This window comes from Actinomadura sp. NPDC048394 (assembly GCF_040651755.1).
GTDB classification, from domain to species: Bacteria; Actinomycetota; Actinomycetes; order Streptosporangiales; family Streptosporangiaceae; genus Spirillospora; species Spirillospora montaniterrae.
In genome coordinates this window covers 58,319-79,612 of record NZ_JBEZJL010000037.1, presented here as the reverse complement: position 1 = coordinate 79,612, position 21,294 = coordinate 58,319, and the positions used below count along the sequence as shown (strand labels likewise).

Sequence of the window (21,294 nt, the reverse complement as noted above, 5' to 3'; positions counted from 1 at the left end):
CGCGGCATGGTCTCGAACATGATCGACGCGGCGGCGGCGGGCACCTGGCGGCTCGGCGACCTGGTGGTCAACCGGATCGGCTTCGGCGCGATGCGCCTGCCGCAGACCGGCACGGCCCTCATCCCGGACGCGGTGCCCCGCGACCGCGAGCAGGCGGTCGCGGTGCTGCGCCGCGCGGTCGAGCTCGGCGTGAACCACATCGACACCGCCGCCTTCTACTTCTCGCCGCTGCGGTCGGCGAACGAGCTGATCAACACCGCGCTGGCGCCCTACTCGGACGACCTGGTGATCGCGACCAAGGTCGGCCCGGCGCGGGACGCGTCCGGCCGGTGGGCGCCGCACGCGATGACGCCGGACGCGCTGCGCGGCCAGGTCGAGGAGAACCTCCGCCAGCTCGGCCGCGACCATCTCGACCTCGTCAACCTGCGCGTCCTGCGGAGGCACGGCGAGTTCGCCGAGCGGTTCGGCGCGCTCGCCGAGCTGCGCAAGGCCGGGCTGATCCGGCATCTCGGGCTGTCGAACGTCGGCCCGGAGCATCTGGCGGAGGCGCAGGCCATCGCGCCGGTCGCGTGCGTCCAGAACCCGTACGGTTTCGGCGCCTTCCCCGAGCAGGAGCGGATGCTGCGCCTGTGCGGCGAGCATGGCGTCGCGTTCGTCCCGTTCTACTCGCTGGCGGGCACCCGCGAGGAGGAGGGCCGGTCCGGCGACGACCACCCGGCCATCAACACCGTCGCGCGCGCACACGGGGTCTCCCCCGCGCAGATCCGCCTGGCCTGGACGCTGCATCAGGGCCCGCACGTCCTGGCGATCCCCGGCACCGGCGACCTCGCCCACCTGGACCAGAACGTCGCCGCCGCCGCCATCCGCCTCACCGACGAAGACCTCACCACCCTCAACACCCCCTGATCAGGCGGCGTGGGACGGGGGTCTTTGGCTTGTGCGGGGAGCCCGCGGGGTGCGGGCGGGGTTATAGGTGGTCGCGGGCCGCGCGGGAGACGGGGGCGGTCAGCATGGCGACGCCCGCGTCCACCAGGTCCGCGGCGAGCAGGTCCGCGTCGGCGGGACGGCCGGCCTGGACCTGCCGTTCGTGGTTGGCGAGCGTGTGCAGGAACAGCCCGATGAAGAAGTCCAGCCGGTGGGCGCGCACGGGCGCGGGCAGCTCGTCGATGCAGGCGCTGATCCGGGTGTGGAGCTGGTAGAGGGCGCGGGTCCAGTCCTCGGCGCCGAGGTCGTAGGGCGCCATCTTCTCGACGTACAGGGCGTTCGCGACGAACCGCAGGAACCAGCTCGGACGGTCCGGGGTGCCGAGCCGCTCGATCATCGGCCGGACGAACACCTCGACGAGGGCGCGCAGGTCCTTGCCGCGCCCGCGGTCGTCGACCTCGGCGAGCCGGCGCAGCTGGAGCTCGTTGGTGGGTGCCAGCCGGTACCGGTAGATGGCGGTGACCAGCTTCTCCTTCGTGCCGAAGTGGTAGGCGACGGCGGAGGTGTTGCGCTGCCCGGCGGCGGCGGCGATCTCGCGCAGGGAGACGGCGTTGACGCCGCGCTCCGCGAACAGCCGCTCGGCGACCTCGATCAGGCGGGTCCGGGTGTCGGCTGCGGGCACGCGTCCAGTCTGCGGGGCCGGGCCGGTCAACGCAAAACCCACGTTTAACGCATGTGCTTTAATCGTGGGCGTACCACGGAAGGAGCCCCCCATGCCCGAACCGAGCGCCGCGCCCGCACGGCCCCGCGCCTCCCGCGACGCGCCGGACGTGATCGTGATCGTGCTGGACGACCTCGGGTTCGCGCAGTTCGGCGCGTACGGGTCGGACATCGCGACGCCGAACGTCGACCGGCTCGCCGCCGGCGGCCTGCGCTACAACCGCATCCACGTCACCGCGATGTGCTCGCCGACCCGCGCGAGCCTGCTGACGGGCCGCAACCACCACGCGGTCGGCATGGGGTTCCTGGTGGACCTGCCGGTCGACCAGCCCGGATACACCGCGCGGATCCCGCGGTCGGCGGCGCCGCTCCCCCGCGTCCTGCGCGACGCCGGGCACTCGACGATGGCCGTCGGGAAGTGGCATCTCACGCCGCGCTGGGAGCGGTCGGCGTCGGGGCCGTTCGACACGTGGCCGCTCGGGTCCGGCTTCGAGCGCTACTACGGCTTCCTGCAGGGCGACGCGAACCACTGGGCGCCGTGGCTGGTCAGCGACAACCACTACGTCGAGCCGCCCGCCGGGCCCGGGGACGGCTACCACCTCAGCGAGGACCTCGTCGCCACCGCGCAGCGGATGATCCTCGACCAGAAGCATGCGACCCCGGACAAGCCGTACTTCCTGTACCTGCCGTTCGGTGCGATGCACTCGCCGCACCACGTGGCGCCCGAGTGGTCCGAGCCGTACCGGGGCCGGTTCGACCACGGCTGGGAGCGCTGGCGGGAGGAGGTCTTCGCGCGGCAGGTCGCGTCCGGCGTCGTCCCGGCGGGCACGGTGCTGCCGGAGCGTCCGCCGTGGATCCCGGAATGGGACGCGCTGAGCGCCGGCGAGCGGCGGGTGTTCGCCCGCATGCACGAGGTGTACGCGGGGTTCCTCACCCACACCGACGCGCAGATCGGCCGGCTGCTGGACTTCCTGGAGCACATCGGACGGCTGGACGACACGCTCATCGTCGTCATGTCCGACAACGGGGCGAGCGCGGAGGGCGGGCAGCTCGGCACCCCCAACGAGCACCGCTTCTCCGCCCGCATGGGCGACACCCACGAGGACAACCTCGCCGCGCTCGACGAGTGGGGCTCGCCGGAGACCTACCCGCACTACGCGTGGGGCTGGGCGTGGGCGGGCAACACGCCGCTGCGGCTGTGGAAGCGCTACACCTGGCTCGGCGGGACCCGCGTCCCGCTGATCATGCACTGGCCGCGCCGCATCGCCGCGCGCGGCGGGATCCGCGGGCAGGTGGTGCACGCCGTCGACCTGATGCCGACGATCCTGGAGGCGTGCGGCGTGCCCGCGCCGGACGTCGTGGACGGGGTCGCGCAGCAGCCCGTCGACGGCCGCAGCCTGGTCCCCACCTTCGACGACCCGGACGCGCCGTCGCCCCGCGAGACGCAGTACTTCGAGATGCTCGGCTCCCGGTCGATCATCCACGGCCGCTGGAAGGCGACCACCGACCACGTCTCGCGCGGCGTCCTGGACGAGGAGCGGCTGATCCGGGGCAGCCGCGACTTCGCGACGGACCGCTGGTCGCTGTTCGACCTGTCCGCCGACTTCGCCGAGGCCACCGACCTCGCCGCCGAGCATCCGGAGATCGTCGCCGACCTGGAGGCGCGGTGGGCGGCCGAGGCGGAGCGCAACAACGTGCTGCCGTTGCAGGACTCGCTGCAGGACCGCCTCGCGCACATGGTCCTCCCGCCGTACGGGCTGCCGAGCAGGGCCGTGTACCGGCCGGGCGGCGGGCCCGTCCACGACGAGTCGCTGCCGCTGCTGACCGGCGGGTTCACGCTGACGGCCGACGCCGAGATCGCGGCCGGCGGCGCGGACGGCGTGGTCTGCGCGCTCGGCGACCGCATCGGCGGGTTCGTCCTGCGCGCGGACGGCGGCCGGCTCGCGTTCGCGTGCTCCCGCGCCGGCGACCTCGACCGCGTCACCGCCGCCGGTCCGCTGCCGGAAGGCCGCCACCGGCTCGGCGTCCGCGTCCACGGCGGCACGATCACGCTGCTCCTCGACGGCGAGGAGATCGCGTCCGGAACCCTCGGCGGGGAGTGGCCCGTCGTGTTCCAGCACGGCGGCGCAGGCCTGCGCATCGGCCACGACGCCGGGCTGCCCGTCGAGGACGGCTACCGGCCCCCGGCCCGCTGGAACGGCACCGTCCACGAGATCGAGATCGACACCGCGCCCGTCCCGGACCCCACCCCGCAGGACGGCCTGCGCACCGCCCTGCACAGCGACTAGACGCGCGAAGGCCGGACGGGCGGCGAGCCCGTCCGGCCTTCGCGCCGGGTTCAGCCTGCGTGGCGGGTCTGCTCGGGGACGTTGAAGCCGTTGACGCGGACGTCGGGCTTACCGGACGTGGCGGAGTAGCGGGCCGTGATGGTCTGCTGCTCGCCGGGCCAGAGCGTGACGTCGTTGTCGCTCCAGCGGATCGGCAGCACCTGCTTGCCGCCGGCGAACAGGTCGGCGCGGGTGAACAGGGCTGGGGCGCCGCCGTGGCCGACGTTGCGGACGGTCACGCTCGTCACCATCTCGCCGCCCTCGCGGCGGGTGGTGGCCTGGACCTTGATGTCGGCGGGCTTGAGGGAGCGCAGGCCGGTCAGGTCGGCGTAGCCGTCCTTCTGGAAGACCGCGAACCCGTTGGACGGGGTGTACTTGCCGGGCGCGTGGGTCTTCGGCCAGTCGACCTGGTCGGCCTTGGTGGACAGCCAGTACACGTTGCGGCTGACGACCTCGGAGCCGCGGGTGAGGGTGAGCTTCTCGAAGTAGGTCTTGGAGATCCCGGCGGGGACCTTCGGGTGCAGGACGGTCCGGACGTCCTGGCTGCCCAGGGCTCCGACGGGCGCGCTCGCGGTCGCGCGGACCTTGCCGTCGAGGTCGATGATCTGCGCAGTGGCGCGAAGGCCGTCCTGGCGGGCGCCGGTCAGGTTGGCGACCTTGATGGAACCGTCGTCGTACGAGTACATGACGTGGACGGGCTCGTTGGCCTTCTTGGCGCCGAAGTAGACGCCCGGCTGGTCGAAGTCGGAGCCGTACATGCTCCACTGCAGCGACGGCCACGCCTTGTTCAGCATCCAGTAGATGATTCCGGTGCTGGGGTTCGCCTTGTCGGTGGAGTTGCCGATGTACGACTCGAACTGCGCGCGCGTCACCTCGTACTGGCCGAGCTGGACGGTCTTCTGGTACGAGCCGGCGTCCTTCCAGGGGCCGTACCGGTGCCACAGCGGGGTGTTGTAGACGCCCATCCGGGACAGGCGCGTGTAGTCGGAGTAGAAGAACGTGTGGTACATGTCCTGGCCGGCGGTCTGGCCCTGCGCGGTCGCCGGGTCCCAGATCTTCTTCTGCTCATCCGGGGAAAGGAAGCGGTTCAGCGAGTCCTGCGTCGGGATCGTGTTCCCGGTGCTGACCTCGGTGTCGAAGCCCCAGGCGCTGCCGGTCATGCTGAGCGTCGGGTCGTTGGTGTTGACGGTCTCGCGCTTGTTGTTCCACAGGGCGTTCGGCGGGAAGTAGTTGTAGCCGCCCTCCTTGGTGCCGGCCGGCCCGAGCTTCGGCGACGACTTGTACTCCGCCGCGGCGACCTGCGGGAGCCGGAAGTCGGCCTTCGCGAACGCCTTGAGGAAGAGGGCCTCCTTCTCCGCGTCGGGCGCATCGTCGCTGCCCTGGAAGAAGGTGAAGACGCTCGGGTGGTCGCGGAGCCGCTCCGCCATCCTGCCCGCCTGGTTGGACGCGTTGGCCTTGACGTCGTCCGACCAGGTCGACGACTTGCCCTCCCACAGCGCGCAGCACTGCCAGCCCGGCATCGCGAGAACACCGGCCCGGTCGAGCTGGGCGAACATGTCGTCCGGCGGGAAGTTGCCCTCGAACCGGACCGCGTTGAGGCCCATGTTCCGGATGTAGGAGATCTGGTTCGACACGTTGGACGGGGAGTAGCGCAGGAACAGGTCCGGTGACCATCCGGCGCCGCGGATGACGAGCGGCTTGCCGTTGACGATGAACTGCCGGTAGCCGTCCTTGCCGTGCGTCTTGCCGGGGACGGGCTTGGTGAGCCGGGACGTGACCGTCCGGATGCCGAAGTCCTCGGCGGCGGTGCTGGAGACCGTCCCGCCCACGGACGCGTCCAGCGCGAGGTGGTACATCGGCTGGTCGCCCATCTGGTACGGCCACCACACGGCCGGGTTCTTGAGGTGCAGGCCGGGGCAGTCCGCCTTGGTGATCGTGACGGTGCGGGTCGCGTGCGCCGGCACCGTGGCCGTGGCCTTGCAGGCGATGCGGGTGGAGCCGTGCGTGATCGTCCCGGACACGGTCACCTGCTGCGGCGTCCCGGTGTTGTTGCGCACGTCGGCCTTGACGGTCAGGTCGGCGGTGGACAGGTCGGCGGCGTCGTCCTGGAGGACGTGCGCGTTGCGGACCGAGACCGGGCCCTCCTGGACGATCTGCGGCGCGTACTGCAGCCCGGTGTTCTGGTCGGGCGCCATCGGGTTCCAGTCGACCTGGTTCTGCGTCAGGTACCGCATGGGGGTGTCGAACTTGGTGATGTCCTCGTCGTTGCGGGAGACGTCGAGCGCGATCGCGTTCGCCCCGTCCCGGACGTAGGGCGTGATGTCGTACTCCAGCCGCGCGTACGAGCCCTGGAGCTGCGCGCCTTCGGCGATCCTCTTCCCGTTGATCCAGAGGTCGGCCTTGCCGGAGACGCCGTTCATCACCAGGAACGTGCGGCCGTCCTTGCGTGGGTGGACGGTGAGCTGCTCGCGGTACCACCAGTTCGCGTCGAACTGCTCGGCCGGGACCTTCTTCATGTTGTCGTTGTCGAAGATGTTCGGGTAGCGGCCGTTCTCCAGCAGGCCCGCCATCAGCGTCTCGGGGCGCGACAGCGGCAGCCAGCCCTTCGTGGAGTACTCCGGCTTGGAGATCTCGGCGCCGGTGTCGCGGGTGTCGGCGGACGACCGGATCGCCCAGCCGGAGGTCAGTTCCGTCGTCCCGGAGGACCGGATCTTCTGCGCGGTCGTCCGGTGCGGCGAGAACGCGTGGGTCGGCATTCCGTGGGTCGGCATTGCGTGGGCCGGCATCGCGGGGGCCAACGTCCCGGCGAGGGCGAGCGCGGCGCACAGCGCCGTGGTTCGAGTCCTGGACCCGCTCATGTGTCCGTCACTCCTTCGTGCGGCAGGAGCCGGGGCGCTTCCCGGCGGCTGGTGTGCCTTCATGCTCGTGCCGGGGGCACCCGCCGGGCCGTAGGGCCAGGACGCCAATGGGGGTAGTGCTAGGTCCACTTCGCGGTGAGGGCGGTGGCCTCCAGGAGCCGCCTGGTCTCCGGGTGGCTCGCGCCGTCGAGCGCGTGCGCGGGCACGTCCTCGACGATCCGTCCGGCGTGCAGGACGACGATCCGGTCCGCGATGCGGCGGGCGACGCGGAGGTCATGCGTGACCAGGGCGATCGTGATGCCGTGGTCGCGGCGCAGGCCGGTCAGCAGCCGCAGGACGCGCTCCTCGGTCAGGACGTCCAGGCCGCTGGTCGGCTCGTCGGCGAGCAGGACGTCGGGCTTCTGCGCGAGCGCGCGGGCGATCGCGACGCGCTGGCATTCGCCGCCGGACAGGGTGGCGGGACGCCGCGCCGCCATGGCGGGGTCGAGGCCGACGTAGCGCAGCAGGTCGTCGTCGTAGGGGCCCGCTTCCGCGATGGCCTGCCGGACGGTGTGCCGGGGGTCGAAGGAGGCGAGCGGGTCCTGGAAGACCAGGCCGGTCCGGCGGCGGACGGCGCGCCGGTCGCGGTCGCGCAGCGCCCAGACGTCCCTGCCGCCGCGCAGGACGGTGCCGGCGTCGGGACGGTCGAGGGCGGCGAGGGCGCCGACGAGCGTCGACTTGCCGGAGCCGCTGCGTCCGACGATCGCGACGGCCTCGCCGGGACGGACCGCCAGGTCGGCGCCGTCCAGCGCGACGGTGGTGCGGCGCCGGGACCGCAGGACGCGCCGCAATCCCCGGACGGAGACGGCTTCACCGTCGCCCGGCGGCGACGCCTCCGCCGCGACGGGTGCGGCGGTGGCGGCCGCGACCAGGTCCCGGGCCAGGTCGCTCCGCGGATCGCCGAGGATCCGCTCGGCGGGCCCCTGCTCGACGACGCGGCCGTCGCGCATGACGGCGATGTCGTCGGCCCAGCGCGCGGCGGCGGCCAGGTCGTGGGTGATGAGCAGGACGGCGCGGTCGCGGGCCTCCGCGCGGACGAGGTCGAGCACGGCCGCCTGCGTGACCGGGTCCAGGGCGGTGGTGACCTCGTCGGCGATGAGGACGGGTGGTCCGTGCACGGTGGCGAGCGCGAGCGCGACGCGCTGCGCCTGCCCGCCGGACAGCTCGAACGGGTGCGCGGCGGCCAGCGCCGGGTCGAGCCCGAAGCGGGCCAGCGCGGCGCCCGGGTCCCCCGTGCCGTGCGCTTTGACGGTCTCGGTGAGGTGCCGCCGGACGGTCACGGTCGGGTTGAGCGAGGCGAGCGCGTCCTGGAAGGCGTACCCGACGTCCCGCCCGCGCACCGGAGGCCGGCCGTTGACCAGGACGGTCCCGCCGTGCGGGTGCAGGCCGGCGATCGCGCGGGCGGTGAGGGTCTTGCCGCTGCCGCTCGGCCCGACCAGCGCGAGGACGCGCCCGGCCGGGACGGCGAGGTCGAGGCCGTGCACGACGCGGCGTCCGGGGACGTCCACGGTGAGCCCGTTGATCGTCAGGCCGCCGGCGGTCACCATGTCCTGCCTTCGTCGGAGGGGCCGGCGACCGCGCCGGCGACGGCGTTGACCGCGACGATGGTGGCGACGACGGCGGCGGCCGGGATCGCGACCGTGTACCACTCGCCGGTGAGCAGGTGCGACTGCGCCTCGGTGAGCAGGTTGCCCCAGCTCGGCCGGTTCGGCGGGACGCCGAGGCCGAGGAAGCTGAGCGTCGACTCGGTCAGCACGGCGTGCCCGACCTCGAACGCGGCGATGGACGCGACGGGCGGCAGCGCGCCGGGCAGCAGGTGCCGCCACATCACCTGCCACCGGGACAGGCCGAGCGCGTAGGCGGCGCGGACGTAGAGGCGCTCGCGGCGGCTGCGCAGCTCGGCGCGGACGATGAGCGCGACCGGCATCCAGCTCGTCAGCGCGATCGCCGCGACCACCAGGCCGAGGGACGGGCCCGCGACGGCGGCGAGCGCGAGCACGATGACCAGCAGCGGCAGCGCGAGCAGCACGTCGGCGGTGCGCGCGATGAGGCCGTCGAGCCAGTGCGGCGCGACCGCGGCGAGCCCGCCGACCAGCAGGCCGAGCCCGACCGTGATCGCGGCGGCGGTGAGCCCGACCAGCAGGGACGTGCGGGCGCCGTAGAGCATCCGGGTCCACAGGTCGCGGCCGAGCAGGTCGGTGCCGAGCGGGTGGCCGGGCGAGCCGGGCTTCAACGACGTCGCCGAGGTGTCGGTGGCGACCGGGTCGAGGGAGGTGAGCAGCGGCGCGAGGGCGGCGAGCAGCACCAGCGCCACCAGCACGGCGACGGCGGCGAGCAGCGCGGGACGCCGGGGCCGCAGCCGGACGGCGAGCAGCCCGCGCACGCGGGCCGGCGCGGAGGCGGGGGCGGAGGCGGGGGCGGGGGCGTCAGGCGGCATCGGCACGTCCCGTCCGGGCGCGCGGGTCCAGCGCCGCGACGATCAGCTCGGCGGCCAGGTTCGCGGCGATCACGATGAGGCCGGTGACCAGCACGATGGCGATGAGCAGCGGGTGGTCCTGGGCGCGGGCGGCGGTGATCGCCTCGCGGCCCATCCCGGGCCAGGAGAAGATCACCTCGGTGGCGTAGACGCCGGCGATCAGCGTGCCGACGCCGACGCCGAGCCTGGCGGTGAACGGCACCAGCCCGGGCCGCATCAGGTGCCGGACGACGACGGTCCGCCGGGGCAGGCCGCGGACGCGGGCGTTCTGCACGTGCGGCGCGTCCCGGAGCCGTCCGACGCCGTTCTCGACGAGCCGCACGTACACGCCGAAGTGGTGGCCGAACGCGAGCGCGCAGGCCGGCAGCACCAGATGGGCGAGCAGCCCGTACGCGGTGACCGGCTCCCCCGGGCGGCTGACCCCGCCGGACGGCATCAGGTGCGTCGCCGCCGCGAACGCGTACAGCAGCAGCAGCGCGACGACGAAGCCGGGCATGCCGCCCATCACGAACAGCAGGAGGTCGATGCCACGCCGCAGCCACGCCCGCCGGGTGAGCGCCGCGACGAGCCCGACCGCGAGCGCCGCGGCGAAGCTCAGCAGGACGGCGGCGGCGGTGAGCAGCAGCGTCCACGGGACGGTGTCGCCCAGCGTCTCGGTGACCGGCCGCCCCGACATGTACGAGGTGCCGAGGTCGCCGCGCAGGGCGTGCGACGCCCACCGCCAGTACCGGACGGGCGGCGGGTCGTCGAGGCCCATCTCCCCGCGCAGCTCGGCGACCGCCGCCGGGGACGGCGGGCGCCCGCCCGATCGCGCCTCCAGCACGGACGCGGCGGGGTCGCCGGGCGCGGCGTCCAGCAGTCCGAAGCACACCACCGACAGGGCGAGGACGACCAGCGCCGCCGTCGCCAGCCGGCGCACCGCACGCAGGGCCATCTAGTTGTAGCGCCAGGTCTCGGCGTTCCAGAAGAACCCGTAGCCGTGGTGGCCCAGCGTGCGCTGCGCGGGCCCGGTCAGGTCCTTCGGGACGGCGTTGATGGTCTTGAGGTAGGAGATCCACATGAACGGCGGGTCGTCCTGGAGCGCCTGCTGGAACGCGGTGTAGGCGGCCTTCCGCTTGGCGGGGTCGAGTGTGGAGCGGCCGTCCTCCAGCGCCTTGTCGGCGGCGGGGTTGCTGTAGGAGCCGTAGTTGGAGCCGCCCTTGGCGAGCGCCTGCGACGAGGCGAACGGCCCGTACACCGAGGAGTCGGGGTCATAGGGCGTGCCCCAGCCGACGACCATGCCCTGCAGGTCGCCCCAGTGCTTGCGCACCCAGTCGCGTGGACGCGGGCGCGGGTCGACGTCGAACCCCTGCTGCTTGAGCTGCGTGGCGGACACGTTCAGGATCGCGACGCGCAGCGAGTCCTCGGCGAAGGTCGTCAGCTCGAACTTCACCGTCCTGCCGTTCTTCGCCCACAGCCCCTGGGCGTTCTTGGCGTACCCGGCCTCCTTCATCAGGGACGCCGCCTTGGCGGGGTCGAACGCGAACCCGGGGGCGGCGGCGTACGGGCTGGTGTCCAGCGGCCCCTTCGCCGGGGTGCCGTAGCCGAGGACGACGCTCCCGGTGATGGCGTCGCGGTCGACCGCGTGGTTCATCGCCTGCCGGACGCGGCGGTCGGCGAACACCGGGTCCTTCATGTTGAACATGAGCGCCCGGTAGTCGGCGGTCGGATACACCTCCAGCCGGTGCCCGCCGGCCTTGCCCGCCTGCTGCGGCGCGAGGTTCGCGGCGTCGACCTCGCCGTTGCGGAGCTGGATCAGGCGGGCCGAGTCGTCCGGGACGTACTTGACGACGACCTTCTTCAGCCCCGGCCTGCCCTCGTAGTAGCCGTCGAACGCGGTCAGCTCCGCGTACTGGCCGTGCTTGTACGCGGTGAGGGCGAACGGGCCGGTCCCGACGGGCCGCTGCCCGAACCCCGGGTCGGTGAGCTTCTTCCCTTGCAGGAGGTGCTTCGGCAGCATGCCCATCGACACCGCGTCCAGCATCGGCGCGAACGGCTCGTCGAGCCTCAGCCGAACCGTGGACGGGTCGGGCGCCTCGACCGACCTCACCATCGTGAAGTTGCGCGACAGCGGCGAGTCCGCGCCCGCGTCGCGGACGCTCTCGATGGTGAACTTCACGTCGTCGGCGGTGAACGGCTTCCCGTCCTGCCAGGTGACGCCGGGCCGCAGCGCGAACGTGTAGGTCCTGCCGTCGGGCGCGATGTCCCACGACCTCGCCAGCGCGGGGACGACCTTGTTGTCCCTGTCGTGCCGGGTCAGCCCGCGGAACACGAGTTCGGTCACCGGGTCGGTGTGCTCGTCCTGCAGACCGGGGTTGAACGTCTCCGGCTCGTCCCCGATCGCGTAGGTGAGCGACCCGTCCCCCTTCCCCGAGGCGGGCTCGTCCCCCTGCCCGCACGCGGACGCGACCGCGGCCGCCAGGACAACGGCCATCACCGCCATAACCGGACGTTTCACCATGCCGGGCATTATTGCAAACTCTATGCAGTAGCGAACCGCACGCATCTACTGCCGGGGCCGGCGCGGGCCGCCGCACCCGCCCCGGCGGGCCGGGACGGGCCGGACGCGCGCGGCGGGCTCGGGGGCGGCGCAGCGGGCTCGAGGGCGGCGCAGCGGATCCGCTTTCCTGGCGCGGTCCATCCTTCTTTCCGTCGGCCCGCGAACGCCCTGAAAGGTGAAGGAAGCGAGCGCAATTAGAGGGCACGCGCGGGCCGCCTCCCGCCCCCAGGCGGACAATACGGATAAATTCGGACAGCAGAATTACATTCGGCCGAGGCCGAGACCGCCGTCCACCGGAAGTTGATCCGCATCCACCCCCGCAGTGGTGCGCTAAAGGACCCGGCGTGGTGCGCTAAAAGGCCCGCCGAGCTGCCCTTTCGCCGGGACGGGCGGCCGAAAGCGGACAGCAACTCGAACGTGACTTTCATGTCGAGATCGAAGTTCGCGAAGCGCCCCGGTCAAGCCCCGAAGGGGTCCTCTTGCGGACAGTTGACCGCCTCCTCCGTCACACCGGTCACAGCAGTCACACAGTTCAATGGAGCCGAAGAATATTCCCCACCAACCAGATAGGTTTGATTTAGAAAATGAGCGGCTGGATTTCTCGGCGACTCCGTGGTTAACGTGTTCCCGTTCGCCGAGAAGCACCGGCCGGCGCCGGAACGGGCGAACCCGATCAGGGCGGCATTCGATCTTTGCGTGCGTAGGGCGGCACTCTAAACGCGCAATGAGAGCGGAGATCCTCATGGTGGATTTCAATTTCAGTGTCTTCTCGGCTGCCCCGGCGGCCGCGGACGAGGACACGGCTCTCACCGATCTCCTCGCGGCGGCGATCGGCCGGGCGCCCTCCCCCGGGCGGTGGCGGACCGGCCGGGCCGGCATGTGGCGCACCGCCGTCCCGGACGGGGCGCCCCGCCGCTCGCAGGGCTGGAAACTGCACGTCACGGCCACCCCAGCGGCGGCGCCCGAGGTCCTCGGACGCTGCCTGGAGGTGCTGCTCCGGGCCGGCTCGGGGTTCAAGTTCGCCGCCACGACCGACTACGTCGCGGCCCTCAACGCGCGCAACGCGCCGCGCGGCCATTCGGGCAAGTTCATCACCGTCTACCCGGAAAGCGATGACGAGGCCGTCCGGCTCGCCGCCGCGCTGCACGAGGCGACCGCCGGGCTGCCGGGCCCCCGCGTCCTTTCCGACCGGCCCTACGCGCCCGGCAGCCTCGTCCATTACCGCTACGGCGCTTTCACCGAGGACCGGCGGCTCACCAATGACGGTTTCTACGCCTGGATGATCATCGACCCGGAGGGGAATCCGGTCGAGGATCGGCGCGTCGGCCGCTACACCCCTCCCCCCTGGGTCAGCTGTCCCTTTCCCGACAACGGCAGCGGCGTCACCCGCGCGGAAGGCGGTTCCCGAAAGGACATCGTGATCGGCGGCCACTTCGCGGTGAAGAACGCGATCCGGCACACCAACAAGGGCGGCGTGTACCGCGCCGCCGACGTCCGGACCGGGGACGCGGTGGTGCTCAAAGAAGCCCGGCCGCATGTCGCCGCCGATCTCGAAGGCCGCGACACCCGCGACCGGCTGCGCGCGGAGGCGCGCGCACTCGAACGGATCCGGGACCGGCGCATCGCGCCCCGCCCGGCCGGATTGTTCACGCAGAACGGGCACCTCTTCCTCGCGCAGGAGATGATTCCGGGAACGCCGCTGCGGGAATGGACGGCCGATTCCATCCGCGAGGCCGGCTGGGGCCCGCACCTCGCTCCCGCGCTGGAGATGGCGCGCCGGCTGGCCGACCTGATGATCGAGGCGCACGCCGCCGGGCTCGTCCTGCGCGACTTCAACCCCAACAACGTCATGGTCCGCCCGGACGGCGCGCCGGTCCTGATCGACCTGGAGCTGGCGGCCGTGGCCGGCAGCGGCGAGGAGGTGCCGCTGCGGGCGGGCACCCCCGCCTTCAGCGCCCCGGAGCAGTTCGACGGCGCGCCGCCCCACGCGACGGCGGACTACTACAGCCTCGGCGCGACGCTGTGCTACGTCCTCACCGGCGGGCCGCCCTACTTCCTGGACGAGCACCCGCGGCCCCGGCCGCTGACGCAGCGGCTCACCGAATGGCTCGCGGCCCGCACCCAGGGCCTCGACCTGCCGGAATCCGTCCAGGCGGTGCTCGTCGAGCTGATGGCGGACGACCCCGGACGCCGCTGCACGCCGGCACGGGCCCGCTCCGTCCTTGCCTCGTGCGCACCGTCCCCCGCCCCCGTCCGGGGCGGCAGGGACGCCGGGCCGGGCGCCGTGCCCGACGTCGCGCCGGACGCGTGGCTGCGCGAGGCGTGCGAGCAGGCCGTCAGGGGCATCACCGGCCGGCTGCTCGCCGCCATGGAACCGGAGTCGGCGCAGGCGCTGTGGCCGATGTCCTGCGTGCATGGCGCGCCCGACCCGTGCAGCGTCCAGCACGGCGCCGCGGGATGCATGGGCGCGCTGGTGCGGTACATGCGGCACACCGGCGATCCGCGCCTCCCGGACGCGTCCGCCACGGCGGCGCGCTGGATGCTGGACCGCCTGCGGGACGGCACCCGGCGGCCGTCCGGCCTGTACTTCGGGACGGCCGGCGTCTCGTGGGCGCTGCTCGACGCGGGCCTGGCGCTCGGCGACGAGGGCCTCGTCGAGGAGGCGGTCGCGGTGGCGGAGGCGCTCCCCGCCGCCGCACCCGGCCCCGACGTCACGCACGGCACCGCGGGCATCGGCATGACCGCCCTGCACCTGTGGGCCCGGACCGGCCGGCCGCTGTTCGCCGAGCGCGCCCTCGCCGCCGCCGACGCGCTGGCCGCGTCGGTCGAGGAGGGCCCGGACGGGCTCGTCTGGCGGACCCCCGCGCACGTGGAGTCGAAGCTGGCGGGCAAGTCGTACTACGGGTTCGCGCACGGCATCGCGGGCGTCGGGTACTTCCTGCTCGCCTGCGCGGAGGCGACCGGCCGCGCCGAGCACCGGGAGCTGGCCGTCCGGGTCGGGGACGGCCTGCTGGACGCGGCGGTCGTCACGCCCCGGTCGGCGATGTGGGGCGCCGGGACCGGCGACCCGCCCACCGCGCCGTACTGGTGCCACGGCGCGTCCGGAATCGGCACGTTCCTCGTGCGGCTCGGCGCCGCCACCGGCGAGGCGCGGTTCCTGCAGGCGGCCGACCTGGCCGCCCGCGCGGTGACCGACCAGTCGTGGCGCGCGGTGCTCGGGCAGTGCCACGGCCTCGCGGGCAACGGCGACTTCCTGCTCGACATGGCCGACATCACCGGCGACGCGCGGCACCGGGCCGCCGCGTGGCGGCTCGCCCGGATCATCCTCGCCAACCGCGCGCACCGCGACGGCCGGATCGTCCTGCCGGACGAGCGCGGGGACGTCTCGATGAGCTGGGGCGAGGGCCTGAGCGGGGTGCTGGCGTTCCTGGTCCGGCTGCGGTACGGCGCGGAGCGGCTCTGGATGGCGGACGCCGCGCTCGCGGCGAGCGCGGCCGAGGACGCGGTGGCCGGGGCGGCCGTGCGGGGGTCGGCGCCGTGAACGCGCCCGTGAACCACATCGCGGACGGCACCCCGGACGGCACCGTGAACGGCACGGCGGACGCCGCCGTGCCCGCCCTCCCCGGGATCCCGAGCCGGTTCGGCCTCGCCTTCTCCGCCGGCGGCCGGTGGGCCGCCTGCCTGAGCGCCGTCGACGACCACGTGACGCTGGAGCGGTGGAACCTCGCCCGCGCCGTGCCGTCCCGGCGGGTGTTCGGCGCCGGGACCATCGCCTCGGGCCCCGGCCGCCGGGAGCCCGTCGACCGGCACAGCCGCCCGCTGCCGCTGGACGACGGCCGCCTCCTCGTCGTGCGTCCCGGCGTCGACGCGCACGGCCTGCCCGCCGGCCACGGGACGGTCGTCGCGGCGCAGGCCGGGCACGGCGGCACGACCGTCGGCCGGTCGTGGTGGGTCCCGTCGATGCTCGCCGGGTACGCGCTGGCGAGCCCGGGCGCGCCGCAGACGGTCGTCCTCGTCACCGTCGAGGACGAGCACCGGTCGCGGATCTGGGAGCTGTCGCTCGCCACCGGCACGCTCGAACCGGTCATGGCGGTCCCCGGCGCGCTGTCGGGCGGCGTGTGGCTCGACGGCGGGCGCACGCTCGCCCTCGACCAGGCGACCCCGGACCACCGCGCCGACGGGATAGCCGTCGACCTGCGCGACCGCTCCTGGCGGCGGGTCTGGTCGGTGGCGGACGCGACGGCCGACCGGATCGTCGCGTGCGACCGCCGCTCGCGGACCCTCGCGGTGACCACCGGCCGCCCCGGCGCCGAGTGGACGGGCGGGCTGCGGATCGGGCTGTGGTCGCCCGGCGGCGGGCGCGTCCGGTTCCCCGCCGCGCTCAACCGGCCGGGCGCCGGCATGGTCCCGCTGACCTTCGACGACACCGGCGCGCGCCTGCTGCTGAGCGAGGTCGCGGGCGCCGCGTCCCGGCTCCTCGTGCACACCCGGGCGGACGACGGCGTCGAGCCGGTGGCCCTCCCGCCCGGGCTGGCGGGGCCGCCCGCCTCGTGGACGGGCGACCGCATCCACCTGCGGTTCTCGGCGCCGCACCTGCCGCCGACGCTGGCGACGGCGCACCGCCCGCCGCGGACGGGGTGGGCGCCGGTGCGGCGCGCGCCCGACGTCGCGGCCGCCTGGCGGACCGCCGAGCTGGTCGAGCTGGCGGGCCCCGCGGGGCCGATCGAGGCGATCGTCTACGGCGGTCCGCGCTGGCGCGAGCGGCGGCACCTCGTGCTGGCGCTGCACGGCGGCCCGCTGTCGGCGTGGCGGTTCGAGTTCGACCCGCTGTTCCAGCACCTCGCCGCCGCCGGCATCGCGGTGGTGGCGCCCAACCAGCGCGGGAGCACCGGCTACGGCGAGCGGCACCTGCGCGCGGTCATCGGCGACTGGGGCGGGCCCGACCTGGAGGACGTGGTCCACCTGGCGCACGGCCTCGCCCTGCCCCGGCGGGACGCCGGGCTGCCGGAACCGGTGGTGCTCGGCGGCAGCTACGGCGCGTTCCTCGCGCTGCTGGCCGCCTGCCATCGCCCGGACCTGTGGTCCGGCTGCGTGGCGCTCGCCCCGTTCACCTCCGCCGCCGGGCTGCGCCGCGACGCGCCCGGACCCGTCCGGGACCGGGTCGCGCGCCTCACCCGGCCCGGCGGCGACCCGGCGGCGGACGGCGCGCCCACCGGCGACGCGGCAGCGGGCGACGCGGCGGAGCCGGGCGCGGAACGCGACGTCCTGCGGGCGTGCGCCGCGCTCACGGCGCCGCTGCTGCTGGCGCACGGGACCCGCGACGAGGTCATCCCCGTCGCGCACTCCCGGGCGCTGCGGCGGCGCCTCCTCGAACTCGGCAGGACCGAAGGGGCCGGCCTCGACTACCTCGAGGTCGACGACGGGCACACCGCCGTCGTCCAGGCATGGTCCCCGGTCCTCCGGACGGAGGTGGTCCGCTTCTGCCTCGCGGCGGAGCGGATCTCGGCATCGACAGGCGAAGGGAGGTGAATCGAATGGAGAGCATCTTCGAGGGCGACCTCGTGGCGGAGCTGCAGGAACTGCCCGAGACCGACCCCATCGAGATCGAGGGCGTTCAGCTCAGCGGCACGTGCGCGTGCGTCGGCCTGCTGACCCTGCTGAACTCCGTGTGCGTCGGCATCTCCTGCGCGTGATGTCCGGCACCCTCCGCGGGCCAGGGCGCATGAGGTGACCCCCGTCCGCAGACACCGGTCACGGGCCGGCCGGAAGGCCGGTCCGTGACCGGACCCACTTGCCACTGTAACCCGACACCCGCCGAAACCCGAGCCCACCGCGACCCCATGCCCGCCGAACGCGAACGGAGCCGACGAGCGTGCCCGAGCCAGAGCCCGCCGCCGGCGGGTCCCCGCCGCTCGCGGGAGCGCCCGCCGCGCCCGCCGCGCTGCGCCGGGACGGGAGGCGGCTGCTGCGCGCGGCGGCGCGCCGCTTCCGGACGCTCCTCGGCCTGCTGGCGGCCGTCACGGTCGTCCGCGTCGCGGCGACGCTCGCGACCCCGGTCATGCTCGGCCGGGCGATCGACGCGGTCCGCTCCGGCCGGGGCCTCGGCGCCGCCATCGCCGGGCTCGCCCTCGTCCTGGTCACCGCCGCCGTCGCGGACGCCGCCGAGGAACTCGCCGGCACCTACTGCGGCAGCCGCATCACCGCGTGGCTCCGGCACCGCCTCATCGGGCGGGTCCTGGAACTCGGCGTGCCCGGGCGGCGCCGCTTCCCCGCCGGGGACGTGCTGGCGCGGCTCACCGAGAGCGCGGGCGGCCCCGCCGCGTTCCCCGCCCTGCTGCTGTCCGGCGCCGCGACGCTGGTGACCACCGCCGGCGCCGTCGTCGCCCTCAGCCTCATCGACTGGACGCTCGCGCTGGTCTTCGCGCTCGGCGTCCCGCCGGCCGTGCTGGCGCTGCGGTCGTTCGTCGTCAAGGCCGGCGAGCCGTTCGCCGACTACCAGCGCCACCAGGCGGAGATCGGCACGCGGCTGCTCGACGCCCGGCAGGGCGCCCGCACCATCCGGGCCTCCGGCACCGCGGGCCGCGAGGTCCGGCGGATCCTGCTGCCGCTGCCGCAGCTCGGCGCGGCCGGCCGCCTGACCTGGGACGCGCAGGGGCAGGTCGGCTGGCGGCTCTCGCTGCTCGCGCCGCTGCTCCAGGTCGCGGTGGTCGGCGTCGCCGGGATCCGCCTCGCGACCGGCGACGTCACGGCGGGCGGGCTCGTCGCCGCCGCGTCCTACACGTCCCTGGCGGCCGGCGCGGCGGCGCTGTTCGACACCTTCGTCGCGCTGCTGAACTGCGAGGTCGGCGCCGGACGCGTCGCGGAGGTCCTCGGCGCCGAGCCGGCCGTCCGGCCGCCGGCGCGGCCCGTCCCGCTGCCGGACGGTCCCGGCGCGCTGCGGCTCCGCGGCGTCACCGTCCGGGTCGGCGGCCGGACGGTGCTCGACCGCCTCGACCTCGCGGTGCCGCCGCGGACCGCCGTCGCGGTCGTCGGGACGTCCGGGTCCGGTAAGAGCGTGCTGGTCGCGACGGTCGCGCGGCTCGCCGACCCCGACGAGGGCCGCGTCGAGCTCGACGGCGTCGACGTCGCGGACGTCGCGCTCCCGGAGCTGCGGCGCGCCGTCGCGTACGCCTTCGAGCGCCCCGCGCCGCTCGGCGCGACCGTGCACGACATGATCGCCTACGCGCGGCCGGGCGCCACCCGCGCCGAGGTGCGCCGCGCCGCCCGGACCGCGGCGGCCGACGGGTTCGTCCGGGCGCTGCCCGCCGGGTACGACACCCCGCTGGCGGAGGCGCCGATGTCGGGCGGCGAGCTGCAGCGGCTCGGGCTGGCCCGCGCGGCGCTGGCGGACGCGCGGCTCCTCGTCCTCGACGACGCCACCAGCAGCCTCGACACCGCGACGGAGATGCGGGTGACGCGGGCGCTGCGGGAGGTCCTCGCGGGACGCACCAGCCTGGTGGTGGCGCGCCGTCCCGCGACGGCGGCCCGCGCGGACCTCGTCGCCTGGCTCGACGCGGGCCGGATCCGCGCGCTCGCGCCGCACGCCGAGCTGTGGACCGACCCCCGGTACCGCGCCGTGTTCGCCGCCGAGCCGCCGGACGCGGCGGTGCCGTACGCCGCCGCGCCGGGACCGGCCGCGTGACCGCCCCGCCCGCCGCCCTGCTGCTGCGCCGCCACCTGCGCGGGCGGGGGCCCGCGCTGCGGCGGCTGGCCCTGTGGTCGGCGGTCGAGAGCCTACCGTCGTTCGCGTCCGGCCTGCTGCTCGCCCGCGCCGTCGACGACGGCTTCCTCGCCCGGCGGCCCCTCGCCGGGCTCGGCTGGCTGGCCGCGCTCGCCGCGCTCCAGGCGCTCGGCGCGCTCGGCACCCGGCGGATCTACCCGTCGCTCGCCGCCACCGTCGAGCCGCTCCGCGACTCCCTCGTCGCGGCCGTCGTCGGCGGCGCGCTGCGCCGCACGATCGACCGGGCGGCCGGCCCCGCGTCCGGCGGCGCAGGCGCCGGGATCTCGCAGGTCACCGAGCAGGCGGAGGCCGTCCGGGCGCTGCTCGGGACGGCGCTGCGCAACGTCCGGCAGCTGCTCGCGGCGGGGATCGCCGCGCTGCTCGGGCTGACGCTGCTCGCCCCGCTGCCCGCCCTCGCCGCCGCCCTGTCGGTGGCGCTCGCGCTGGCGCTGTTCGGCGCGCTGCTCGGCGTCCAGGTCCGCCGGTACCGGGCGGTCGTCCGGTACGGCGAGCGCATCGGCGAGACCGCGACCGAGATCGTCCAGGGCGTCCGGGACGTGGTGGCGTGCGCGGCCGAGCCGCGCGCGGCCCGGACCGCGGGCGAGGCGATCGACGCGCAGGCCGGGGCGCTGCGGTCCTTCGCCCGGTCGCGGCTCGTCCGCCTGCCGGTGCTCGCGCTGGGGGTGCACCTGCCGCTGCTCGCGCTGCTGGCGCTGTCGCCGCGGCTCGTCGAGCAGCACCGGCTCACCACCGGGCAGGTGGCGGGCGGGGTGAGCTACCTGGTCACCGGGCTCCAGCCGGCGATGGTGCTGCTGGTCGACGCCGGCGGGACGCTGCTGCTCAGCCTGGCCGTGGTCCTCGGCAGGCTCGCCGAGGTCTGCGCGGAGCCGGCCCGCGCGCCCCGGCTCGCGGCGCCCGCCACCGCCACGTCCTACGACCTGGAGGCCGAGCACGTGACGTTCGCGTACTCGGCCGAGGCCGCGCCGGTCCTCGACGACCTGTCCCTGCACATCCCCGAGGGCACCCACCTGGCCGTGGTCGGGCCGAGCGGGACGGGCAAGTCGACGCTCGCCGACGTCCTGTCCGGCCTCGTCCGGCCGCGGCGGGGGCGCGTCACGCTCGGCAAGGTGCCGCTGCCCGACCTGGACGGGGCGCGGCTCCGGCGGGCCGTCGCGCTCGTCCCGCAGGAGAGCTACGTGTTCGCCGGAACGCTCCGGGAGAACCTCGCCTACCTGCGCCCGGACGCCACGACCGCCGACCTCGACAAGGCCGTGGACGCGATCGGGCTGGCCGGGACCGTGGACCGGCTCGGCGGTTACGACGCGGCCGTCCCGCCCGGCGGCGGCACGCTGTCGCAGGGGGAGCGCCAGCTCGTCACGCTCGTCCGCGCGTATCTCGCCGCCGCGCCCGTGACGATCCTCGACGAGGCGACCTGCCACCTGCACCCGGCCGCCGAAGCGCGCGCGGAACGGGCGCTGGCGGCGCGCGGCGGCACGCTCATCGTCATCGCCCACCGCATCAGCTCCGCCCAGCGGGCCCAGCGCGTCCTGCTGCTGGACGGCGCGTCCCCGCAGCTCGGCACGCACGGCACCCTGCTCGCCGCCAGCCCCCTCTACGCCGAGCTGGTCGGCCACTGGCAGACCTGACCGTCA

The 21,294-nt window shown here is 74.7% G+C and carries 13 protein-coding genes; 7 read left to right on the top strand and 6 right to left on the bottom strand.

Annotated features, from left to right (window positions below):
• The first annotated feature begins 6 nt into the window (after window positions 1–6).
• Window positions 7–906: an aldo/keto reductase gene (locus AB0C78_RS26640; protein WP_360752667.1), complete on the top strand. Its 900-nt coding sequence runs from the start codon at window positions 7–9 to the stop codon at window positions 904–906.
• A 61-nt stretch (window positions 907–967) separates the two neighbouring features.
• On the opposite strand, the gene AB0C78_RS26635 is transcribed toward AB0C78_RS26640, so the two are convergent.
• Window positions 968–1,606, bottom strand: coding sequence for a helix-turn-helix domain-containing protein (locus tag AB0C78_RS26635; RefSeq protein ID WP_360752664.1), 639 nt, complete (start codon window positions 1,604–1,606; stop codon window positions 968–970).
• Window positions 1,607–1,697: 91 nt separating this feature from the next.
• Between AB0C78_RS26635 and AB0C78_RS26630 the strand changes: the two genes are divergently transcribed.
• Entirely contained in the window at window positions 1,698–3,932 is a 2,235-nt protein-coding gene (locus AB0C78_RS26630; protein ID WP_360752661.1) for an arylsulfatase, read from the top strand.
• 50 nt (window positions 3,933–3,982) lie between these two features.
• Here the strand turns inward: AB0C78_RS26630 and AB0C78_RS26625 are convergent, their stop codons facing one another.
• The 5 genes from AB0C78_RS26625 to AB0C78_RS26605 all read right to left on the bottom strand — a co-directional run bounded on the left by AB0C78_RS26625 (window position 3,983) and on the right by AB0C78_RS26605 (window position 11,844).
• The gene (locus tag AB0C78_RS26625) at window positions 3,983–6,829 is read right to left on the bottom strand and encodes a sugar-binding domain-containing protein (protein WP_360752659.1); all 2,847 of its coding nucleotides are present in this window, start codon (window positions 6,827–6,829) and stop codon (window positions 3,983–3,985) included.
• A gap of 119 nt (window positions 6,830–6,948) precedes the next feature.
• Window positions 6,949–8,415 (bottom strand): ABC transporter ATP-binding protein, encoded by a 1,467-nt coding sequence (locus AB0C78_RS26620; RefSeq protein WP_360752656.1) that lies wholly within the window; start codon window positions 8,413–8,415, stop codon window positions 6,949–6,951.
• Complete coding sequence (locus AB0C78_RS26615; protein WP_360752652.1) at window positions 8,409–9,305, bottom strand: ABC transporter permease; 897 nt, start codon at window positions 9,303–9,305, stop codon at window positions 8,409–8,411. The genes AB0C78_RS26620 and AB0C78_RS26615 overlap by 7 nt, the downstream gene beginning before the upstream one ends.
• A complete protein-coding gene (locus tag AB0C78_RS26610) occupies window positions 9,295–10,278 on the bottom strand; it encodes an ABC transporter permease (protein ID WP_360752650.1) in 984 nt (327 codons plus the stop codon). Before AB0C78_RS26610 ends, AB0C78_RS26615 begins: the two co-directional genes overlap by 11 nt.
• Entirely contained in the window at window positions 10,279–11,844 is a 1,566-nt protein-coding gene (locus AB0C78_RS26605) for an ABC transporter substrate-binding protein (RefSeq protein ID WP_360752648.1), read from the bottom strand. It abuts the gene before it with no gap.
• Between the two features lie 781 nt (window positions 11,845–12,625).
• On the opposite strand from AB0C78_RS26605, the gene lanL reads away from it, so the two are divergent.
• The 5 genes from lanL to AB0C78_RS26580 all read left to right on the top strand — a co-directional run bounded on the left by lanL (window position 12,626) and on the right by AB0C78_RS26580 (window position 21,288).
• Window positions 12,626–15,424 (top strand): class IV lanthionine synthetase LanL, encoded by a 2,799-nt coding sequence (gene lanL / locus AB0C78_RS26600; protein ID WP_360752645.1) that lies wholly within the window; start codon window positions 12,626–12,628, stop codon window positions 15,422–15,424.
• Complete coding sequence (locus AB0C78_RS26595) at window positions 15,421–17,412, top strand: alpha/beta fold hydrolase (protein ID WP_360752642.1); 1,992 nt, start codon at window positions 15,421–15,423, stop codon at window positions 17,410–17,412. The genes lanL and AB0C78_RS26595 overlap by 4 nt, the downstream gene beginning before the upstream one ends.
• A gap of 5 nt (window positions 17,413–17,417) precedes the next feature.
• On the top strand, window positions 17,418–17,576 hold the full coding sequence (locus AB0C78_RS26590; protein WP_192809407.1) for a VenA family class IV lanthipeptide: 159 nt from the start codon (window positions 17,418–17,420) through the stop codon (window positions 17,574–17,576).
• 179 nt (window positions 17,577–17,755) lie between these two features.
• Window positions 17,756–19,564, top strand: a complete 1,809-nt coding sequence (locus AB0C78_RS26585; protein ID WP_360752639.1) for an ABC transporter ATP-binding protein — start codon at window positions 17,756–17,758, stop codon at window positions 19,562–19,564.
• A complete protein-coding gene (locus AB0C78_RS26580) occupies window positions 19,561–21,288 on the top strand; it encodes an ABC transporter ATP-binding protein (protein ID WP_360752637.1) in 1,728 nt (575 codons plus the stop codon). The genes AB0C78_RS26585 and AB0C78_RS26580 overlap by 4 nt, the downstream gene beginning before the upstream one ends.
• Window positions 21,289–21,294 lie beyond the last annotated feature (6 nt).